This is a genomic window from Syntrophobacterales bacterium, from assembly GCA_019429105.1.
GTDB lineage: Bacteria > Desulfobacterota > Syntrophia > Syntrophales > UBA5619 > DYTH01.
This window is the reverse complement of record JAHYJE010000048.1, coordinates 1-18611: the sequence shown is the minus strand read 5'-3', so window position 1 is coordinate 18611 and position 18611 is coordinate 1. Positions and strand designations below refer to the sequence as shown.

Annotated in this window: 14 protein-coding genes and 1 tRNA gene; 2 read left to right on the top strand and 13 right to left on the bottom strand. The window is 52.2% G+C overall.

All coding sequences use genetic code 11. The annotated features are described in order from the left end of the window. Positions 1-161: glutamate dehydrogenase (locus tag K0B01_13065; protein MBW6487069.1), on the top strand; the 161-nt coding region annotated here is incomplete at its 5' end. Positions 162-231: 70 nt separating this feature from the next. On the opposite strand, the gene K0B01_13060 is transcribed toward K0B01_13065, so the two are convergent. From K0B01_13060 to K0B01_13010, 11 genes are all read right to left on the bottom strand, one after another. Continuing rightward, positions 232-326, bottom strand: a tRNA-Ser gene (locus tag K0B01_13060). Positions 327-527: 201 nt separating this feature from the next. After that, entirely contained in the window at positions 528-1310 is a 783-nt protein-coding gene (locus K0B01_13055) for a DUF1828 domain-containing protein (protein MBW6487068.1), read from the bottom strand. 337 nt (positions 1311-1647) lie between these two features. After that, on the bottom strand, positions 1648-1878 hold the full coding sequence (locus K0B01_13050; protein ID MBW6487067.1) for a hypothetical protein: 231 nt from the start codon (positions 1876-1878) through the stop codon (positions 1648-1650). A 214-nt stretch (positions 1879-2092) separates the two neighbouring features. Further along, positions 2093-3076, bottom strand: a complete 984-nt coding sequence (locus tag K0B01_13045; GenBank protein ID MBW6487066.1) for a DUF945 domain-containing protein — start codon at positions 3074-3076, stop codon at positions 2093-2095. Next, positions 3073-5454, bottom strand: coding sequence for a DEAD/DEAH box helicase family protein (locus tag K0B01_13040; GenBank protein MBW6487065.1), 2382 nt, complete (start codon positions 5452-5454; stop codon positions 3073-3075). Before K0B01_13040 ends, K0B01_13045 begins: the two co-directional genes overlap by 4 nt. 3 nt (positions 5455-5457) lie before the next feature. Then, on the bottom strand, positions 5458-8541 hold the full coding sequence (locus K0B01_13035; GenBank protein ID MBW6487064.1) for an N-6 DNA methylase: 3084 nt from the start codon (positions 8539-8541) through the stop codon (positions 5458-5460). Between the two features lie 135 nt (positions 8542-8676). Then, positions 8677-9471: a nucleotidyl transferase AbiEii/AbiGii toxin family protein gene (locus K0B01_13030; GenBank protein MBW6487063.1), complete on the bottom strand. Its 795-nt coding sequence runs from the start codon at positions 9469-9471 to the stop codon at positions 8677-8679. Next, positions 9468-10283 carry a type IV toxin-antitoxin system AbiEi family antitoxin gene (locus K0B01_13025; GenBank protein ID MBW6487062.1) on the bottom strand — a complete coding sequence of 272 codons (816 nt, stop codon included), beginning with the start codon at positions 10281-10283 and terminating at the stop codon, positions 9468-9470. The genes K0B01_13030 and K0B01_13025 overlap by 4 nt, the downstream gene beginning before the upstream one ends. Positions 10284-10515: 232 nt before the next feature. Next, the gene (locus K0B01_13020; GenBank protein MBW6487061.1) at positions 10516-11223 is read right to left on the bottom strand and encodes a hypothetical protein; all 708 of its coding nucleotides are present in this window, start codon (positions 11221-11223) and stop codon (positions 10516-10518) included. A gap of 87 nt (positions 11224-11310) precedes the next feature. Then, positions 11311-13695 (bottom strand): VWA domain-containing protein, encoded by a 2385-nt coding sequence (locus K0B01_13015; GenBank protein MBW6487060.1) that lies wholly within the window; start codon positions 13693-13695, stop codon positions 11311-11313. Further along, a complete protein-coding gene (locus tag K0B01_13010) occupies positions 13688-14077 on the bottom strand; it encodes a helix-turn-helix domain-containing protein (protein ID MBW6487059.1) in 390 nt (129 codons plus the stop codon). Before K0B01_13010 ends, K0B01_13015 begins: the two co-directional genes overlap by 8 nt. Before the next feature lie 541 nt (positions 14078-14618). On the opposite strand from K0B01_13010, the gene K0B01_13005 reads away from it, so the two are divergent. Then, entirely contained in the window at positions 14619-15866 is a 1248-nt protein-coding gene (locus tag K0B01_13005; protein ID MBW6487058.1) for an ATP-binding protein, read from the top strand. Positions 15867-16447: 581 nt separating this feature from the next. Here the strand turns inward: K0B01_13005 and K0B01_13000 are convergent. Together K0B01_13000 and K0B01_12995 are read right to left on the bottom strand one after the other, a co-directional pair. Next, the gene (locus K0B01_13000; GenBank protein ID MBW6487057.1) at positions 16448-17848 is read right to left on the bottom strand and encodes a putative DNA binding domain-containing protein; all 1401 of its coding nucleotides are present in this window, start codon (positions 17846-17848) and stop codon (positions 16448-16450) included. A gap of 280 nt (positions 17849-18128) precedes the next feature. Next, on the bottom strand, positions 18129-18611 hold a 483-nt coding region (locus K0B01_12995; GenBank protein MBW6487056.1), incomplete at its 5' end, for a DUF4143 domain-containing protein.

The window sequence follows — 18611 nt, the reverse complement described above, 5'->3', positions numbered from 1 at the left end:
AGGAGGAAGAGGTATATAAACGCCTCGACCAGAAGATGACGACCGCCTATCACTCGGTGCTCGACACCTCGAAAAAGTACAAGGTCAACATGCGGCAGGCGGCTTATGTTGTCGCCGTCGAACGGGTCGTGGAGGCAATGAAGGTTCGCGGCTGGGTATAACATCAGATCTTACAGCATAAAAAAGGGGAGACTAAATGTCTCCCTTTTTTGTTTTCCGCTCTGTAAAAAATGGCGGAGAGAGCGGGATTTGAACCCGCGGTACACCTTTAAGGGGCGTACAATCGCTTAGCAGGCGATCGCTTTCGGCCACTCAGCCATCTCTCCTTGATCGTCAATTGCGGGAGCAGCTATTACACGGGCAGGCTATCCGCTGACTCCTCTGCGCTTAAGAAATTTGGCGGAATTCACAAGAAAAAACTCCTCAAATTTCCCAAGTCCGGCGCACCATAGATCATTAGGTTGATTTCGTCAAGTCGTTTAGCGTCCCGTAATCCACCACCAAGTTTCAGATTGAAGTTTGCTCGATCACACACTTCCCATGACCTCCTTGAGGTAACGGGCGATGCGATCCTTGTTCGCACCAAGGCTGGAAAACTGCTTCTCACACACATCGCTCAGACGGGCCAGCACCTTGCGGTTGACGCTCTCCTGATCTTCAAATACCGCCATACTTCGAAGCGATACGCCCATCTTTTCAAACTGGAGGAGGGAAATGGTTGCATCCCGCGCCTTGTCATCCCCGGGCAGGGCAAAAACGAAAAGCGGCCGTTCCATTCCGTTGACACGGCAATCGACATTGTACATTCCCTGAGGGTCCTGTTGGGAGTCATGCCAATCGAAGGTTCTTCGATGCTCGGGGACTGCTTCCGAAATGAACGCGCGAAAATCTTCCATGAAGGTGGACCGCACCCTTTCTCTCGACAAATACGAAACATCAGTGATCTTCAGGAGCGCCTGGGAGAATGAAAAAAGGGCGTCGCCGTAATGGTCTTCCTGAATAGCAAGAATCAATTCACCATCCCGATCCTCAATGTTGAAAATGGAAATTGCATTCGTCATGATCTTTTGTCGGGTTCCTTTTTGAAAGTCCTTCTCGTCAATGTCGTAGGTGAGATGCATGTAGGTGTGACCTTCGTCGGTCAAAATCCACCGGGCATGTTCACGACGAAGAACAATGGCGAGATGGTCTCCATCTTCAAACAAAAAAGGGGTGAATACCCGGTAACGATCAATGCCTTCCTGCGCGAGTTGCACCTGTTCGCATACTTTAGCGCGAAAATCAGAGACAATGGTGGGATCAATCGTCATAGTCATACCTCTTCAAACAGTTTAAGTTGAGGGTTTTGCGGCACCTCGAAACCACAATCGCGGAGCATACAATTAGCGGCTGCTTTCAAATCAAAGTAGCGGTCCGATGGTTCGGCGTAACCATCCTCCCTCATTCCAAGTTCTTGATAGCGTTCGGTGGCCGTGTTTATCGCGAAGACGAATGCTGGAACGAAAATCCCTGGGTAACGGTTTTGTCTCTTGAATCAGAACCTTTATTTCGTCATCGGAATATTTGGCTGCCATTATGCGCTGCTCCGGTACAATTCGGACCTAATGAAGCTACTTAAAGACAATTAACCTCGACTAAGTGTTACTATTAGCATATGCTGTAAGTGGCGGTCAACCAACAGGTCGGTACTCCGCATCCATCATTATTGCGCTGAGAGTCGGGCAGGGCCAGCCAGGCAGTAAATAGCTCGTCAGGCTTGCCCTCCTTCATAGCGGAAAAATCCATATCGCCAAACAACCCGCGCTCATTAAAGTAGTGTGCAAGCAACTCGTTCGGCATCTGACGGAGGAAATTTCTTGTTGTGTATTGACCAGCCATTTGATCTCCTTTCCTTGGTGATCCTTATCCCATAATGCCACAGTAATGCTTGAATGTCCTGAAAACACCAAACTGCCGGTCAGTCTCAACTGCTGAAGCTTTATTGTTGTTCAATGATCAAGGTTGATCAGATATTATAGCAACTTTTCTTCTGCAATACGCATGAGTGATCGATAAAAAATGATTGGAAGCGTCATCTTACCGTTAGTGCAATTCAGTTGAGCAAAGGGGCCATAAGCCCAGGAATCTTCTCCCGCCATTCCATTTGTTCCTGTACGTCCCGTCGTTCCTTCGCCAGCCAGGCGAGAATTTGGCTCAAGTCGAACAGATTGCGGCACTGTCTTGGCGCACCAGGGACTCGCTTCGTCTCTTGCATGGCAATAGTGGTCGGGGTGCTGCCTTTATATTGCCCAATTACCTCCGCATCGGAGCCTGATCGGGCAATGTGGAATGTCCGAGCCGCCGCCTTGAATCCCCATTCTTCTCGTAAGTCCTTGTTTACCCACGGGACAATACGCTTTTCGCTGATTTCCGCTTTGCGCCAGCCTTCAAAGGTCTTCTTATCCGCCTCGGATTCCTTCAACCCTGCTGTGAGAACCTCGCCGATATCATCGAGCCAGATGTCGCCGACGTGTCTGCGGCGAACATCGAAACGGGTTACGCCGATGACGAGGCCATTGCTGCAAACAAAACGGAACCACCCAACGAGGGCACGGAAACGGGTGCTTCCGTCAACGGAGTTCAGACATTCCAATCGGAGAGCCATCGGGTGGCCGTCACCAGGATCAAAGCTGTACTTGTCGGGCAAGTAGAGACTGAGGGCCATCCGTTCGCCGTACTCGGTAATCTTGAGTTCGGCCTTCACGGCGGCGGTTGCGATTTTCGCGTCGGCGAGGGCCTTCGTGGCAACATCCAGGACGGCCAGGTGCGGTACAAGGGCGTAGTCCTTGGATACGACACCGACCGGGATGAAGGTATTGTCCTCGCCGAAAGGCAGTCTGACAATCGTGTCGAGTCGTTCATTCAGACGGGACCGCTCGTTTTCCGGCTGGGTCAGGCCAAAGCCGCGCCGTTCAAATGAGGGGACATGTGCGCGAATTTCGGTCAAAGTACCTTCGTGAAATGTCACAGGCGAATTGAACCACTTGGGTCGCGTGTTGCTGTCCGTCGTTTGTGTCTGATGGTTTCTTGGGATCATGCCGCCCTCCTGGTGAGTTGTGTAAGTTGAAAGTTATCTTGCATCGCTGCAATGATCTCGTCAATTCTCCCGTCAAAGAGCCGATTTACATCTTGATAACTGCCGATGATCTGCTCGTAAATCGGGTTGGCAAAAATTGTTCGGGCATCCACGCTTCCGTGTTCTCTCATAGCCGCGATAAATACGTCTTTGATCTTCCGCAATACGTCCACTTGTTTGTCGGTGAACTCTGCGGAGCGGATGTAGCTGTCGTAGCCAGTCTGAACCCGTTCAATGGGCGTCGGAATCCGGCGCTTGCCTAGAACGTGAAGGAAGAAGTCCCACACGGACCCGGCGGAATAGTCGTATATACGCTGGAGATTGCCCTCGTTCAGCCAGATTTCAGGTTTCGACACCCAGTCCTCAACCGCCTCGATGTCCACCGGTGTGGGTTCATAGTCTGCTCGATCGTCGAGTTTCTGTTTCAGCGACACAATGTCGGGGTTGTCCGGGTTTTCAACGGCAGCCTCGAAGATGCGCTTGGCTTCCTCGATGGGGATGTTATCGACCACGCGGACGCCTTCATGAACCTTGACTCGCTGGATTTGGTGTTCCGGGTCCGGGTTGTCCACGATGAAATAGCCTTCGGGTTCACCCCCGCCACCTCCACCCCCCTCGGTGCCGGCGACAACCTTTGTGTTCTTCTTCTCGGTGCCCTTTCCGTTATCGCCCATGCGCTTGCACAGGCCCACGAAGTCAAGAACCTGGAAACTGAACTTACCCGTCTTCGTATCAAGGCGTGTACCCCGGCCCAGCATTTGAATGTACTTGCCGACTGACCGGGTGAGTGCTGCGAAGCCGATGTAACGCACACAGGGGATGTCCACCCCGGTACTCATAATGTCCACAGAAACGGCAATGTAGGGCTTTTGGTAAGGCTTCTTGAACCAGCCTTTGAGCGTCCGGTTCAACTCGGCGTTATCAGAAATGATCGGCTCGGCATAACGGGGATTCTTGCCCTCGTCGTTGAAAACTTTGTTCAGCGCGTTTGCCAGCATCATGCAATGCGGCTGGCTCACGCCGAAAAGAATCATTTTCTCGCCATACTCAGTCCGCTTGCGGATTTCCTCGGCGATGCGTTTGGCCGTGTTCTCTGTGAGATACTTCCGGTTCAACTGTTCCAGCTTCAGTTTCTTGGTCTTGTCCAGTTCGATCTTCTTCCGTTCGTCCGGGTCCAGCACGTAGTCGAACTCGACGCCCTTCGTTTCGGCGATCTGTGTGAGGTGGGTTTTGATCTCATCCACCTTGTACGGCGCAAGGAAGCCCTCCTCGATGCCCCGCCCCAGGTCAAATTGGTATGTCGGGTCCCCGACCTCGCAACCGAACAGGCGGTAGGTGTCCAGAATGGCGAGGTCGTCGTCGGAGACCTTCTTCGGGTCTTTCGGAATGGCAATCCGAGGCGTAGCGGTGAGCCCGATCCTGGGACAAAGGAAGTGCTCGAAGATGACCTTCCGGCTGATATTGATGGACCGGTGGCACTCGTCCACGATCAGCAGGTCATAATAGGTGCTGGGAATCCCCGAGAAAAGGATTTCCAGGGTGTCAATGACGGCGACGTGAATGTTCCGGTGTTTGAACCCTTTGTAGTTGCCCGTCGTGATCCAGCCCGACGTGTAGGTAGGACTGATGAGACTGAACCCGTCGTCCCGCGCCTGCTCTGCCAACAAGCGGCGGTCCACGACGAAGAGAATCCGCCGAGCCAGCCCCGAATCCAGAAGCGCCTTGCAAAGGGCAACCGTCGTCCGTGTCTTTCCCAAGCCGGTCGCCATGTGGACCAACATCTTACCGCGGCCCTCCCGCAAGCCTTTCAGCAGGGCGTTGATGCAATCCACTTGGAAGTATCTCTCTTTGCCAGCGGCCTGGTCGAAACCACCAGCAATGGTTTTGTCTATGACGATCTCCTGTTCCTGCTTTCGCTTCTCGTCCTGAGCGGTGCGAACATTCATATCTTCGAGTGACAGAAACGAGTTGACTGATCGGAACTCGCCCGCCTCAAGGCCGCTCCATGCCATGTCATAGAATAGTGTCCGTTCAGCGGAGCAGGCGTAGAGATAGCGGGGCCGGAGTACGTATGAGTAGAGAAGCCGCAGTTTCGGCAAACCCTTCTTCGGATCATCCAGTTTGTTCTCGAAGACGGCGAGCGGAGTCCCCTGAAAGTCCTGGAGCACTATGTCCGGCTTCACGTACTTGTGACCGGGAAACTCCTTCTGCTGCTCCGGGTTCAAGGGGTACTGTGGCTGGTAAAGCAGGGTGTCGCCGACCTTCCATCCGAGTTTCTTCAGGTCTTCGATGACTCGGAGGTCAGTCGCTGTCGCTTCATTGGCGTTAATGTCGGGCATCCGTTACCCCCAAATCTCCTCGACAAGTCGTCGAATTTGTTTCTGGGCATCATCCTGAAGCTGGTCCAAAGCTGCCAGAGCATTGAGATTCTGGTGGGCCATCGCGATAAAGGATTCCTGAGCCTGAATGTCTTCCATGAATGGAACGCGAAAATCGCCCATGTACTCTTGGGAAATCTTGACCATGCTTACTGAGCCTTTATGAACTCCGCTGAAATACTCCCTTCCGTAGCTGGAGTTGAACAGAAGTACCGCATATTCTGGTAGAATTTTTGTCGTATCAAATACGACGCGGGTTAGTAAATCAGGGTAAACAATATTCTCAGGAACCGGACCCGCGATGGCTGCCAATGCTACGAGCTGTGGATTCCCGTTCCCTCGACTGTAGAAGAAATCGCACTCTCGTACATAGAACTTTGAGATGTATTTTCGGGTTTCGCTTGTATACTTACGTTCATTGTAGTCGATTTTTCCGCCTTTCAAGCAAGAAATCTTCAATACGGGCGTGTCACCGCCGCCGCAAACGGGAGACCAGCCGTTCTTTGTCTCAAGGACGGCTTCTCTGAGGGGACGGAGTTTGTTTTTGTTAAATTCCGGTAATACGACTTCAAAGTTGGATTGAATGATACGACACGCTGACATGACGGATGCCAGCGCATAAAACTGTCTTGCAATCTGTTGCTGTAGTGCCGTGTCGGGCAAAGGGATTTCCCACCCCTCCAAGTCCTCGAACTGAAAGTTCATCCTGACGCCACCATGCGCCTTCTCATTGACGTAGGCAAGGAACTGCGGGGACCGGAAAAGGGCCAGAAGGTAATGCGGCAGTAGTTCGGTTTCGTCGGTGCCGAAAATGTTATAAGCACCGCTGATGATTTGGTTGTCATAGTCAAACTCACACAGACCGATAGAGCCGACATTAACGCGGTAGGGGTTGTAGCAGAACTCGTTTGGTTTAACTTGATAGTATGCCTGATTGATCTCCGCGCCAGGCTTGTTCTCGTTCAGGAATACACCTTCAGTGTTTGAAACGCCCAAGACTCGGAAGCCGGTGTCCGGGAAGTCACTGGGCTTGATCCGGTCGGTGTTGAGCCTCAAATAGTCGCCCAAACGCACACGGGGATACTTGGCCCCGCTCTCAATGATGTTCCTCAGCTTGGCAAGCTGGTTGTGTTTTTCGAGTTCTTCAACCGGATAGGCCATGAGGTACTGCCGGGCGATGTCGAATTCCAGGGAGTCTTGCACGTCCAGCATGGCGAGCGCGGAATGGGCTTTCTCCGGTGGGCAGTCCTTGAGCGCCGCGAATCGGGTGTCGAGGGTGTGCCCGTTCTTCCGTCTTGCGCTTTTGAATACGGCGGCCCATTCATCAAGCTGGTTTTTGGATAGGTTGCTCCGGGCGTTGGGCAGATTGAACGAATATAGGTGCGCGGTCTCGATGCGCTTGGCGATTTCATTTCTGGTCTTGACGAACCAGATTTCCTCATGCTGGGCCAGACGTTCGGTACGGTCGGTCTTATCGATTTTGCCGTCTCGGACTTGTTCGTCCAGTTTCGCGACCAACGATTCTTTCTCCTTGGCGGCCCGCTCGGAAAATTCGGCGGTGATATCGGCTTCGATGCGGAGTTTGACGCGTGGGTCAAGGTTCAGAATCCAGGCCGCCGGCACGGTGAACGAGTGCTTCGTTTCCGGCGGGGTCTTGCCGTGCCGGACGTACTTGTCGAATAGTTGCAGGGCCTCTACCAGTTGACAGCCTTCGATGGGGCGGCGGTTGGTGCCCATCGTGTAGCCGTCGTTCGCAACCTTGTAGAACCAGACTTCCTGGGTCTGTCCGCCCTTCTCGAAGACCAAAATGGAAGTCTTCGGGCCGACGCCGCCCTTACTGACAAACACCCCCTGCGGCAGGCTGATGATCGCCCGAAGGGTATTCTCCTCAACGAGCATCTTCCGCAAAGTGCGGGCGCTGGCCTGCCCCCAGGTCAGGAAGCCCTCGGAAACAATGACTGCGCAGCGACCACTGGGGGCCAGCGCGTCGCGCATGAGTTTCACGAAAAGAATAGTAGTCTCGGCCTCGCGGGAAAACTCTTCCCACACGTTCGGGTAGGCTTCCTGGTCCCGTTCCGCACCGAAGGGCGGATTGGCAAGAATGACGGTCTTACTCCCGGCATCCGTGGCGGGATCGAACAGGGCAAGCGAGTCGCCTTGCAATATGTTCTGCGGGTTCAGGCCGCGGATGTAGAAGTTGATCGCCGCCATTTTCCGGATCATCCCCAGGTATTCGATGCCGTGAATGCCAGAGCGGTAGAAGTCGAGGGCCTTGGTAGGGGCTGGCATGGCGGCGGGATGCTCCGCAAAGTGCTGCTTAAAATAGGCGATTAGTTCTGGGTGTGCTTTGGGGCCGGGCCATTTCCCGGAATGTCCGACGGCCTCCGTCACGTAGCCATAGGAATCGAAGCCGAAACCTGCCGTGCCGCAAGCCGGATCGAAGAGGCTGTCTTTGAAGGTCGGGATAATCAGGGCGACCATGAATTGCCGGATATGGTCGGGTGTGCGGTGTAAGCCCATATCCTTCGTGCCGCCGGTTTCGGAGAGGGCCGATTCGATGGCGTCCCCGAGAAGATCCGTCTTCAAAAGGCGGTCTTCGTCAATCTCGCCGATGAGAGCGAGAACTTCCTGAAGATTGCCGCTTTTGACGTTATTCGTGAAGTTGGAGTTCTTGAAGACTTCCTCGATCAAGACGAGTTGGTCCTGAACCTTCTGCCCCAGGTTGGTTTTGTACACCTTCCGGGATTGGGAAAGGATACTGGCGTAGAAGGGGAAGAACTGCTCATTCAGGGTTGGCAACAGCCGTTCGTTGGCGACTGTGTAGAGGGCAGAGAAAAGAAGTTTGTCGTTGGGTGGCATGAACAGGTTCCGGAGTTGCTTGAAGTCCGGATCTTGCTTCAGCTTCACCTCGAAGATGCGCAGCAACATCAGTTCAATGATGTACTCGACCCGCTGGACCGGCGTCCCCGCCGGGCGAAGTTTCTTATGAAGTTTCTTCAGCGTGTTGTTCGTGTCGTTATCTGCGTAATGTACCGTCGAACGTCCCATGTGGTTGCGATCTACCTTTTTAAGCTACAATTTTCATTTGCCAGGCTCTGGCCATATATATTAACTTCATCCATGACATACTGCAATAAATCCTGCAATTGTAAACTATTCAAGGTTTCCCCTAAACTGGCGCATTCATTTATCAAGTTTTTCGATAATTGCTGCTCTCACCAAATTGTACGCTTCCATTGCATCATAAATTGCATCAGCAGACAGTAGGGGATTCAGATCGCTGAGAAAACCTCGGCGCCTCAGTTTCTCCTGTAAATTCTTTTCATAAAGCATGGTTTCAACGGTTTGCCCTTCGTTTCCCATATACTGTTTGAAGACATGGATTATTCTATCGGCATCGGTTTTCCCTTCCGTAATGCCCAACCACAAATCGAAAAGATCGCGTCCCTTTCTTCTTTGATACAAGGCCCTCAGTTTCGTCGCGAGCAGTTCCTCCAGTGTATAGGTCGTGATTTCACAGTTTCCTTTGAACCACCTCGACTGTACGGCAAACGGCTGCTTCTGATAGCCTTCCACCGCGAAATGCTCACGCGTGTTGATTTCAACCTTCAGTCGCATTGGCACGACCGGAGGCCCTTCAGATTCCACCCGATAGGTCAATATGGCCGATTGCTCCGTTTGCTTGCGGCGCGGCAACCCCAGAAAGCCGTTCAACAGCGCCTGGAGGGCATCAATCACCTGTCCGATAGGCGCTGGAACAATTTGCACCAGGTCAATGTCTTCCGAATAGCGTCGCGGTCTATCAAAATAAAGCTTGTGCAAGGCAGTGCCTCCCCGGAAGGCCAGCCGCTCTGCCAGAAAAGGATTCTGAAAAATGGCGACAAGCGTCCTGCTGATGATCAAGTCCTGTTCCACCTGGGCATCGTTAATCCAGGGTGCAAACCGACGCCAAGCGACAATATCCGCTTTGGGGATCAAAGATCACCCTCCACATCCGTATTGATCAAAAGCCGCCAGCGGATGTCTCTTTCAGCTTCCCCCGTAGGCAGTGAGGGGTCCAGCCTGGTAAAGGGCGGGTTCTTATCCGTGATTAAACCTGCCAGATCTTTCACCAGCGCAGCATAGCCGGCTTTTTCCATCAACCACCCCAGCCTTTGCGCACAGACAAGACTCCCCTCTGCTTCTACGGCGATGATCAGTTTGCCCGCATCCATAGACTCGCCAAGTTCTTGAAACACGGTCATTGCGCGATCAAGCCCGCCGATAGATCGGGCATAGCGAATGAGATCAAGGGCCGTGGCCTCCGGTGAAGAGATGGCTATATGCCCCGTTTGAACCTTGATTTGAGTAACCGGGGTTGCCATGAAATTAGTCTTGGAAAAAAAGCGCATGGCCAGGCCTTTCTTGCGGACTTCGCGTTGGGGGACGGTAGTAACAACCTGAAACTGTTGGGGCTTTTGGTGTGCAGCGCCCTGAAGAGACGCGCCGCTGAGCAGCCCCACGTAATAGGGTTGTTCCAGGTAGGCCATCAGATCGGCGATAAACCATTCTGCCGGCAATATCCCGGTGGCGCGATATTCCAGGGGGACGATGACAAAAAAGCCGCTTCGGATGCGCATTATCCGGTTCTTTTTCGCCAGTCTTGCCGCGGCCTTCTTGAAGGCTTCTTCGGTGCATTCCAGGGACTTGAGGGCCTCTTCGCGGGTAAAGAAATAAAGCCCCTGCTCCTGGCGGGAATCAACCCAGGATGGAAGATCGCTTGAAGTTGCATTTTTTGCTTTTCGAGGCATATCACTATCCCGGAAAAATTTTCACAAATAAGACCACAAAAGAGGCCTTTTTGCAAATGAATATTTTAAAAACAAATAAATCATAGATTATGCAACGTAAGCATTTAACAACGACTTGTATTTGCCGTCAGTCCGTCCTTCCGTTTTTTGTCATCTTCGATTCCGTTAGCTTGGCACGATCCAGTTGAAATGTTTGTCGGTCTGTTCCGGATCGAGGGGCCGCAGTGCCCGATCACTTGTGGATTGTGTCTGCGTACTCGTCAAAGAATCGGGTTAGCTCTTTGATGCGATCAGATTTTGATGATATTCGCTTGAGAACGAGTGACAGATAGACCCGCCAGGCGCTGTCGGCAAGTTCCAGATTACTCTCATGCAAACCAAACATCCAATGCAGGGGTTCCAATTTCACAAAGCCGGGCCAATACCGCTGAAACTCTGCCTCTTCGGTTTTCTTCAAAAGCAGATGTCCGTAGTCTTGGAGTATAAACGCCAGACGGCTCGGTTTCGGCTCGTCAATGTCATCTTCACAGATTTTCAAGAACTCTGCATAGGGATCGTCATCGACAATGCCCGTCAGATTCTCAATGTTCAGGGTCTCTTCAAAGTCATCCGGGTAATTGTATGCGGGGTACAAGCCCTGGACGCTTTCATAGAAACCGGCGTGCCAGCCGATATATGCACCGCCAAAATATTTGTCTGCGGCGATGTGGCTGCTTATCTTGATTTGTTCATCTGTCAGATTTATCGCACAGCGGAAAAGATAATCCTGGAGCCATTCCACATAGGACCCATCGTCTATGAATCTCGACTCTGCATCTTTGGGGAAGTCGTTGAGCCGATAATCTTTTAAGAGCAATGTATCTTTATAGATAACTTCATACGGACAGGGGACCTCCCATCCATTGGCAAGCACCTTGAGAATGCGGCGTGATTCCATCACAGTTTCTCCTTTTTTGAAGAAAAAATTAATCGAGGATGCTCTTGTCAATACTCTTCATTGCATTGACGCGAGCATACGAAGGTCGCATTATCCCCCCGCTGATATTTTTTTATCCGGCAACGGCATTCTTGTTTGCATGTAATTGCTCACCCACTGTTCGATGGGCTGGTTTTCAATGGTCGGGCGGGTCTTTTCTATTTCCGTTTGCAGCCAGGCACGACTTTTCCACACGACACTTTCCCATTCGTCCCTCCTTGCCCGGAATTGCATCTCCAGAATAATGAGGATCACAACCGTCATCAAAATCCCCGCCTTGTCGCCATCTTTCTGAATGTCTATTCTTTCCAGCATGTTGAGCAAATCAGAGAGTTTTGCTTGCTTCAAGAGAGATTCATCGAGGTCAAAACCCCCGTTGGCCCGCTGGAGAGATAATAGATCGAACAAAAAGTCCTGCCTGATCGGAGAGGGAGGAGCGGCGGCGCTTCTTCTTAAAAAGGTTGGAATCAGGAATTCGGGACTTGTCGTGTGTTCGTAAGATGCATTTCCCTCCTGAATATCGGGCATGCTCTCAACACAATATCGCACCTGCGAAGACGACGAGCTGCGGGAAAACAGAGGTATTCCATGGGCGCGATCATTCCTTCTCATGGCTGCAGAGGCAAATCCTCCCCAATCTTTCGTCAACATCACAGGAACTTTTCTCAGTGCAATTTCAGCGGTCGATTTGTCAGGCGCTGAACGCTTTTCTATGCCGACATAGCTGGTTTTGCTGCTGATAATCCCGTATTTCCTGGAAATATCGATAATGGCCTGGCGGTATTTTTTATCCGTCCTTTCGCTTTGCCTGGAGCCAACGACTTCAATACTTCCCTCCTCGATGTCTCGGATCTTCTCCCTTGCCCAGAGTATGGATATCGGAATCTCCTCATTGACCGGCTCCAGTGGAACATTCCATGTCCTTGATCCCGACCTTGTTTCACCGGTGATCCGGATGGTTTTTTTCTCCTCTTTCCCGGTGCAGCGTGCGAAAATGCTGGTTCCCTGGCCGACGAACGCGACACCATCTGCCGGCGACTGCTCGGCCTCCATCCCCCAATCAATCTTGAGATCGCGAATCCGGCCATTAACAACCTTCCGGAATATTCTGAGGATTTTCGGCTCGATCCTTTCGTCTGGCGCGATCATCTCCGAGGCTCCCCCGGAAGAACGGGCAATGTTCTTGATGAGATATTCATTCGGTCCGTTGCCGATGCCCACCGCATGGAGCGCGGTCTTGTCGGCGTGCCTTTTGGCCAGATCAATGACAAAAATCTCATTGCCAATCTCCCCATCGGTTATCAGGATAATATCTCTGTGCTGACTGCCTTTTAATGTGCCGCTGTAAATATCCTTCAGCGGAGCCAGGACCTCCGTGCCTCCCAAATCCGCGCCAATATCGGATATGTATTCCAGAGCTGCTTTCATTTTCTTCTCATCGTATGCCGTGCTATGGCGGAACAAACGCTTATAATCGCTGCCAAACAGGTATATGTTGAACAATGTTCCCGGATTCAATGCCTTGATCATGATTTCCAAAGCCTTTTTGGCTTCAGCGATGGAAGAACCGTGCATAGAGCCGGAGCAGTCGAGGACGAAGACAATTTCCCGATTCCCGGCAATGTCATGCCCAGGATCATCGCCTTCCTCATCCGGCATCCAATCGATTTGGATATAGCTCGCTTCATGGTCATCAAATACAAAACCTCTATTGGAAAAGGCCTGCTTATAGACGACCGCCAGAATAAAATCCCGGTCCATCGCCACTGCCTCGGAAGCAAAAGATACGACCGCTTTATCATCACCGAATTCCGTGTTTATTGTATGAGAGGCTGACCCTATGGAGGAAACACCTTTGATGTTATGGATATTGATGGTTATTTTCATGCCGTACGGGACGAGCAGCGTGAAAGGGGGATTAACAATATCACCAACCGGGATACCGTTTTGATCCGGCTGGTCGGCGGGGGTGTAGCGGGGCGATATCGTCGAGGGCAGATAGAATCTAATTTCCGGCCCATGCGTATCCAGCAGCATCACATAATTGATTTCGATAACGACAGTGCTCTTGGGTTTTATATTGCCGACGGAAAGGGTAAAAATGTTCGGCCGCTCTTCATCAAGCAACTGCGCCCCATGTCCTTCGGACAGAGCCTTGTCGTATAGCTCGAAGGCCTTGTCACGTTCCTCAATCTCGCCCTCGATAATCCGATCATCAACAATCGCTCGAAAGCCGCAAATGGCTGCGCTTTCAGGCAGCGGAAATTTATAGACCGCCTCTATTGGCTTTTCTTCTAAATTTCGGAATCGCTGGCGCATTTGTATTCTTGCGCCTCGACCGGCGATATCTCCCCGGACATCGACACCTTCGAGAGGGATAGCGTCACCATTCTCTTGGAACAACCCTGAAATAGCCTGACTGGTTCCGTCACTCATCTTTCACCTTCCCCTGCGCAATGGCTTTTGCAATTCTCATGATTTCAAGAATTTTCTTCGGGTCGCTGACTTCTCTTTCTCTGCTGACATTTAATTCAATGCCCGGAGCAATTTCATAACGGATCATGACCTCTCTGGATGGCATAGCTTCTACGGGCGGTTCCTTACCCAGCATGGCGGTCATCGCCGAGATCCCAATCCCCTTTTCCTGATACGCTTTTATCAATAGCAACCGCTCCAAATGACTGTCATAATAAAAACCTCCACGGCCCCTGCCGGCGGGGGGATCAATCAGACCTTCCTGGACATAATAACGTATTGTTCTTCTTGGATACCCTGTGAGCTCTGCAAGCTCTTCCATGGTGTATTTACCTGTCTTCATGATTTCATTATGACAATGTACTGTCATAAAGTCAAGAAATATTTTATGACGGCCTGTCTGTGGAAAGGTGTCGAATGCAACAACCGTTTTCTGGACTGCTGCACCGATGCGGATGTCAACCAGACCTCCAAGGACTCGCTACCCGGTGGATGGCCTTCCTTCCGGGGCGGGATTCGCTCCCGTTTGATAATACGACCTTGCCCGCCGCACAATAAATTTGTCCCATTTTCTCCCCCTATGCCCTGCAGCAGATGAACTTCATTAGCGCTGACGTTGCTGTTCCCGGGTTAAATCGGGATTTTGCTTACAGCCGTTCGATGTTGATTGCAGATCAAACAATTCTTCGATTGTTTGAAGACACGGTGTCGCCGCTGCATCAACAGATGGAATTATTGAAGAGGCAGGTTTCCGCGTTCAGTAGAACACTGCCGGGGGAGGGCGAACAATATTTCGCTCCTACCGACAATTGGACGAAGGGAAACTTGCAATTGGACGGATATAAAACTTGCAATTGGACGGGATTGGTGCTTAAGAAAAGCGCATGAAAAATAACTATTTATATCCCCGATACCTCCAGCCACGGGTGATAGAGGCGCTGGCCGACTCGCCGGTGGTGCTGATCCATGGCCCGCGGCAGTGCGGCAAGACCACGCTGGCCTGCCAGGTCGGCGATATGGCAGGGTTCACGTATCTAAGTTTTGATGATGATGTGCAGCGGGCGGCGGCGCAGGCGGACCCGGTGGGTTATGTCACCGATTTGCCGGAGCGGGTCATTCTGGACGAAGTACAGCGGGTGCCGGAACTGTTTACCTCGCTGAAAGCGGCAGTCGATGCGCGGCGGAAACCGGGGCGGTTTATCCTGACCGGGTCGGCGAATGTGCTGTTGGTGCCGAAGCTTGCTGATTCGCTTGCCGGTCGAATGGGGATTTTGCGACTGCATCCACTGTCTCAGGTGGAACTCTCCGGAGGAACGGCCGATTTTCTTTCGGCCTTGTTCGGTTCGGTTTTCAAGGCTGGCGCGTCAGGTCGCCGCCTGGGGCGGGAACTGGCGGAACGGGTGGCGGCAGGTGGATACCCGGCGGCGTTGGCGCGAGCCACGGCACGGCGGCAAGCCGCGTGGTATCGGGACTATGCCAATACCCTGATTCAACGCGATGTCCTGGATCTGGCGCGTATCAGCGCGCTGGATGCGTTGCCTCGCCTGCTGGCACTGGCTGCTGGCCAGACGGCCTGCCTGGTTAATGTGTCCGAACTTGCCGCACCCTTTCAGGTGAGCAGGCAGACCATTCGCGAGTATGTCACTCTGCTGTCGAGGATTTTTCTGTTGGAGGAACTGCCGCCGTGGCACAGCAACCGCTTGAGTCGCTTGATTAAAACGCCAAAACTGCATTTGGGCGACACCGGGCTGGCCTGCGCGCTCCTTGCTTTGGATGCGGAACTTCTGTGGAAAGACCGCGCTATTTTCGGGCGAATTCTGGAAACATTTGTTTTTCAAGAATTGCACCGCCAGGGAAGTTGGCATGAGGAGCCGGTTTCCTTCAGCCACTTCCGTGACAAGGACAAGGTGGAGGTGGATGTCGTTGTGGAATCCGCCGGACGGCTGGCGGGGGTTGAGGTGAAGGCAGCGGCGACGGTGACCGGCAACGATTTCAACGGACTGCGCAAACTTCAGGCCGCCGCTCAAAAGAGTTTTACCGCCGGGGTTGTGCTGTATGACGGGGAGGCTGTCGTGCCATTTGGAAACAGGCTATATGCCGTCCCCATATCCAGACTCTGGGAGAGCAGATGATGCCGTATACCGAAGACCCCCTTGTTCAGCAAACGACCGCCGAATACCTGGAGCAGAAGCTCGGCTGGAAATCAGTCTATGCAATTGAGGTCGTAATCCCTTCATAAATCAGGTCATTTCGGTCAATGATGCCAACAGTCATATCCTCACAGAGGTGACCAAAGCGCAACGGGATATTCTCAAAGCCTTGGATATCCAACTCCCTGGCAGGGCATAGGTATAATTTTTCGGGAAATTAGGATGTATTTAAAACATACTCTACTACTGCAACGTTGCAGTTCCGGTTGCGGGCAGTCGTCAGTTGCAAACGGGAAGCAACGCGGTTTTCATTATCCTGCCGTCTATTTTGCGCTGGGGCCAAACACGGCCGCACGCGGTTTCTGCCCATCGATCTCCGCTGATTCAACCTGCGAGGGTTGGCACGGGGGCCCGCCACTACTTTGAAAGCGTAGCATATTTACCTGTTATTTCCAGAACCTGCCTATTCGTGGTGAGTTTGGTATCCAATTCAACGTCCAATTCGGATCTTTTTCTGCCTTATTTCTGCCTTATTTCTGCCTTATTTCTGCCTTATTTCTGCCTTATTCAATGTCTCGCTTCAAACGCCAGGTGGCGCCCCGTCCGAAACCATCAGACTCGATGAGCCCCAGCCGCTTTAGGTGCAGGAGATCTTCCCGCAATGTGCGGTCTGGCGGTTGGTTCTTAATCGCCTTACGTACCCCACGGAACGGCAGAGACTGCGCAGTAGCGAGAATCTGGAGGACATTTCTCTGCCGCTCAGTCAGATCATGCTCCACACGGTGGGGGGCGATATAACCGCTCGGAAGGAAACGCACCCAGACGCTGCCGGCCTGTTCACCGAATTCCGGTTCCGGGTGCCCGGCCTTGACACACAATTCCACGATCTTCTGAGTTCCGCGGCCCCATCGCTCGATCATACCGCGTAAATAGAAAACCTGGGCGATGATTGGATTACGCGGTCTGGATGCATGATCCTGCTTGAGGTCATCGGGTTTCAGATTAAAAGGGAGAACCCCATCACTCCATATTTCAAGCCGATCGTCATAGATAGCCAGATTTACCGCACCGCCGATAATGGAATAATCCCTGTGACAAAACGCGTTGACCAGTGCTTCGCGCAGCGCCTCCAGAGGGAACAGCGGTTCATCCTCCCGCTCGAAAAGGCCCGGAATAATTCTTCCGGCTACGGGCAGGTGTCGGCGCAAAAAAAGCATGGCTTCTTCAAGTAGGCGGAAGGCATGTCCTTCCATTTGCCTTTGATCGAGAAATTCCGATTTGTTTACGCCTCGAAAGCGGGCCAGGCGCAACTGGCATTGCGGATAATCCGGCATGAAACGGGACCCGAACAAGACAACGGAAGCCTGATTGGGGCGGTCGTCCCGGAACAATCCCAACCGCCCCAGAATATCCGAAATAGCGTTCCCGGTTGACTCCGGCAAACGGCCGGCAGCAATTCCAAGCCGCACCGTGCGAAGAATCTCTTCAGAATCCAGGATGGCGGGGTCATAACCTTCGGCGGGCTGATTTTCCCATCGGATGTTACTGTGCTCTCTTTCATGAAGAAGACGCTGGTACCTTGCCTGAGGCATGGTTGAAGTCGTCGAACCAATCCGCTGGTACGGTCGCCCGTCAAAGGCATAGGGTCGGGATTCGGGATCAGGCGCCGCTTCCAGAAGCAGCACCGCTTTGTTATCCGCGACATCCACACGAGAATGAACAATAGATGCAGGCGGTTCGAACTTTTGGAGCAGTTCCGCCATTTCCCGGATCGTCTTATCGGAAACCGTCTGGCCGAGGATGCGGCCTTCCGGCGTGACGCCGATCAACGCCCGACCGCCGATTCCATTGAGCATACCGCAGAGTGTTTCGGCCGCACGCCGTAACTGGGCAGTCGATTTTTTGAACTCCACTGTTTCTGATTCTCCATTGGAAACAAGTTCTTTCAGTTCCTTAATATTCATTTTGCGCTTTGATCTTCATTCGAGATATTTGGCCGACACTAAACAGAATTGAAAGGCGATCCGCGATCATGATTCCGAATCATGGCGTAACATCCTAAAATGCCTGCACTGATTGTTCCCGCGATGCATGGCCTGCCCCGCCCTTATCTACCCCCCACTCTGGAATTCCGGGTAATTCCGGGTAAAGTTTACGGAATTATTCCCGGGACACTCGAAGCAAGTAAATTGTTTTAGAACTCTATTGCCGCCTCGTTCTTGGGATTTAAACCGTCGACCCGCGTTAGGATGATGTCCCCGGTTTTACGAGAGGCATTTCGGACAGCCAGCCGCGGGCGGTTCGCATTTCCAGCCCGTCGGGATAGGTTTTCTCTCTTTTGAGTTCCTTGACGATCTGAATTTTTCTTGTGCCGGCCAGATATTTATCGAAAAAGGCAAAGTTGGGGCTTCTCTCCTCTCCTGCCCATTTAACTTCGACCATCAGCGAGGGGCTATATTCTCTGGTTAAAAAGAAATCAATTGCCCGGCCTTCCTTGTTTCTGATGTAAAAAACATCCCATTTTTCGCCAAGGCAATCCTCCCGAAAATGCGTTTCTTTCAGCAGGGCGCAGGCAACAAGATTTTCCAGTTTCATTCCCGGATCATCAGGCACCTGACCTGTATCGTAAAAATAGTATTTCGGGGATTTCAAGATGGACCTCGCAATGTTTCGGTGAAAAGGGGGCACCTTGAAAACGACATAGAGCGTCTCCAGAATGTCAAGCCA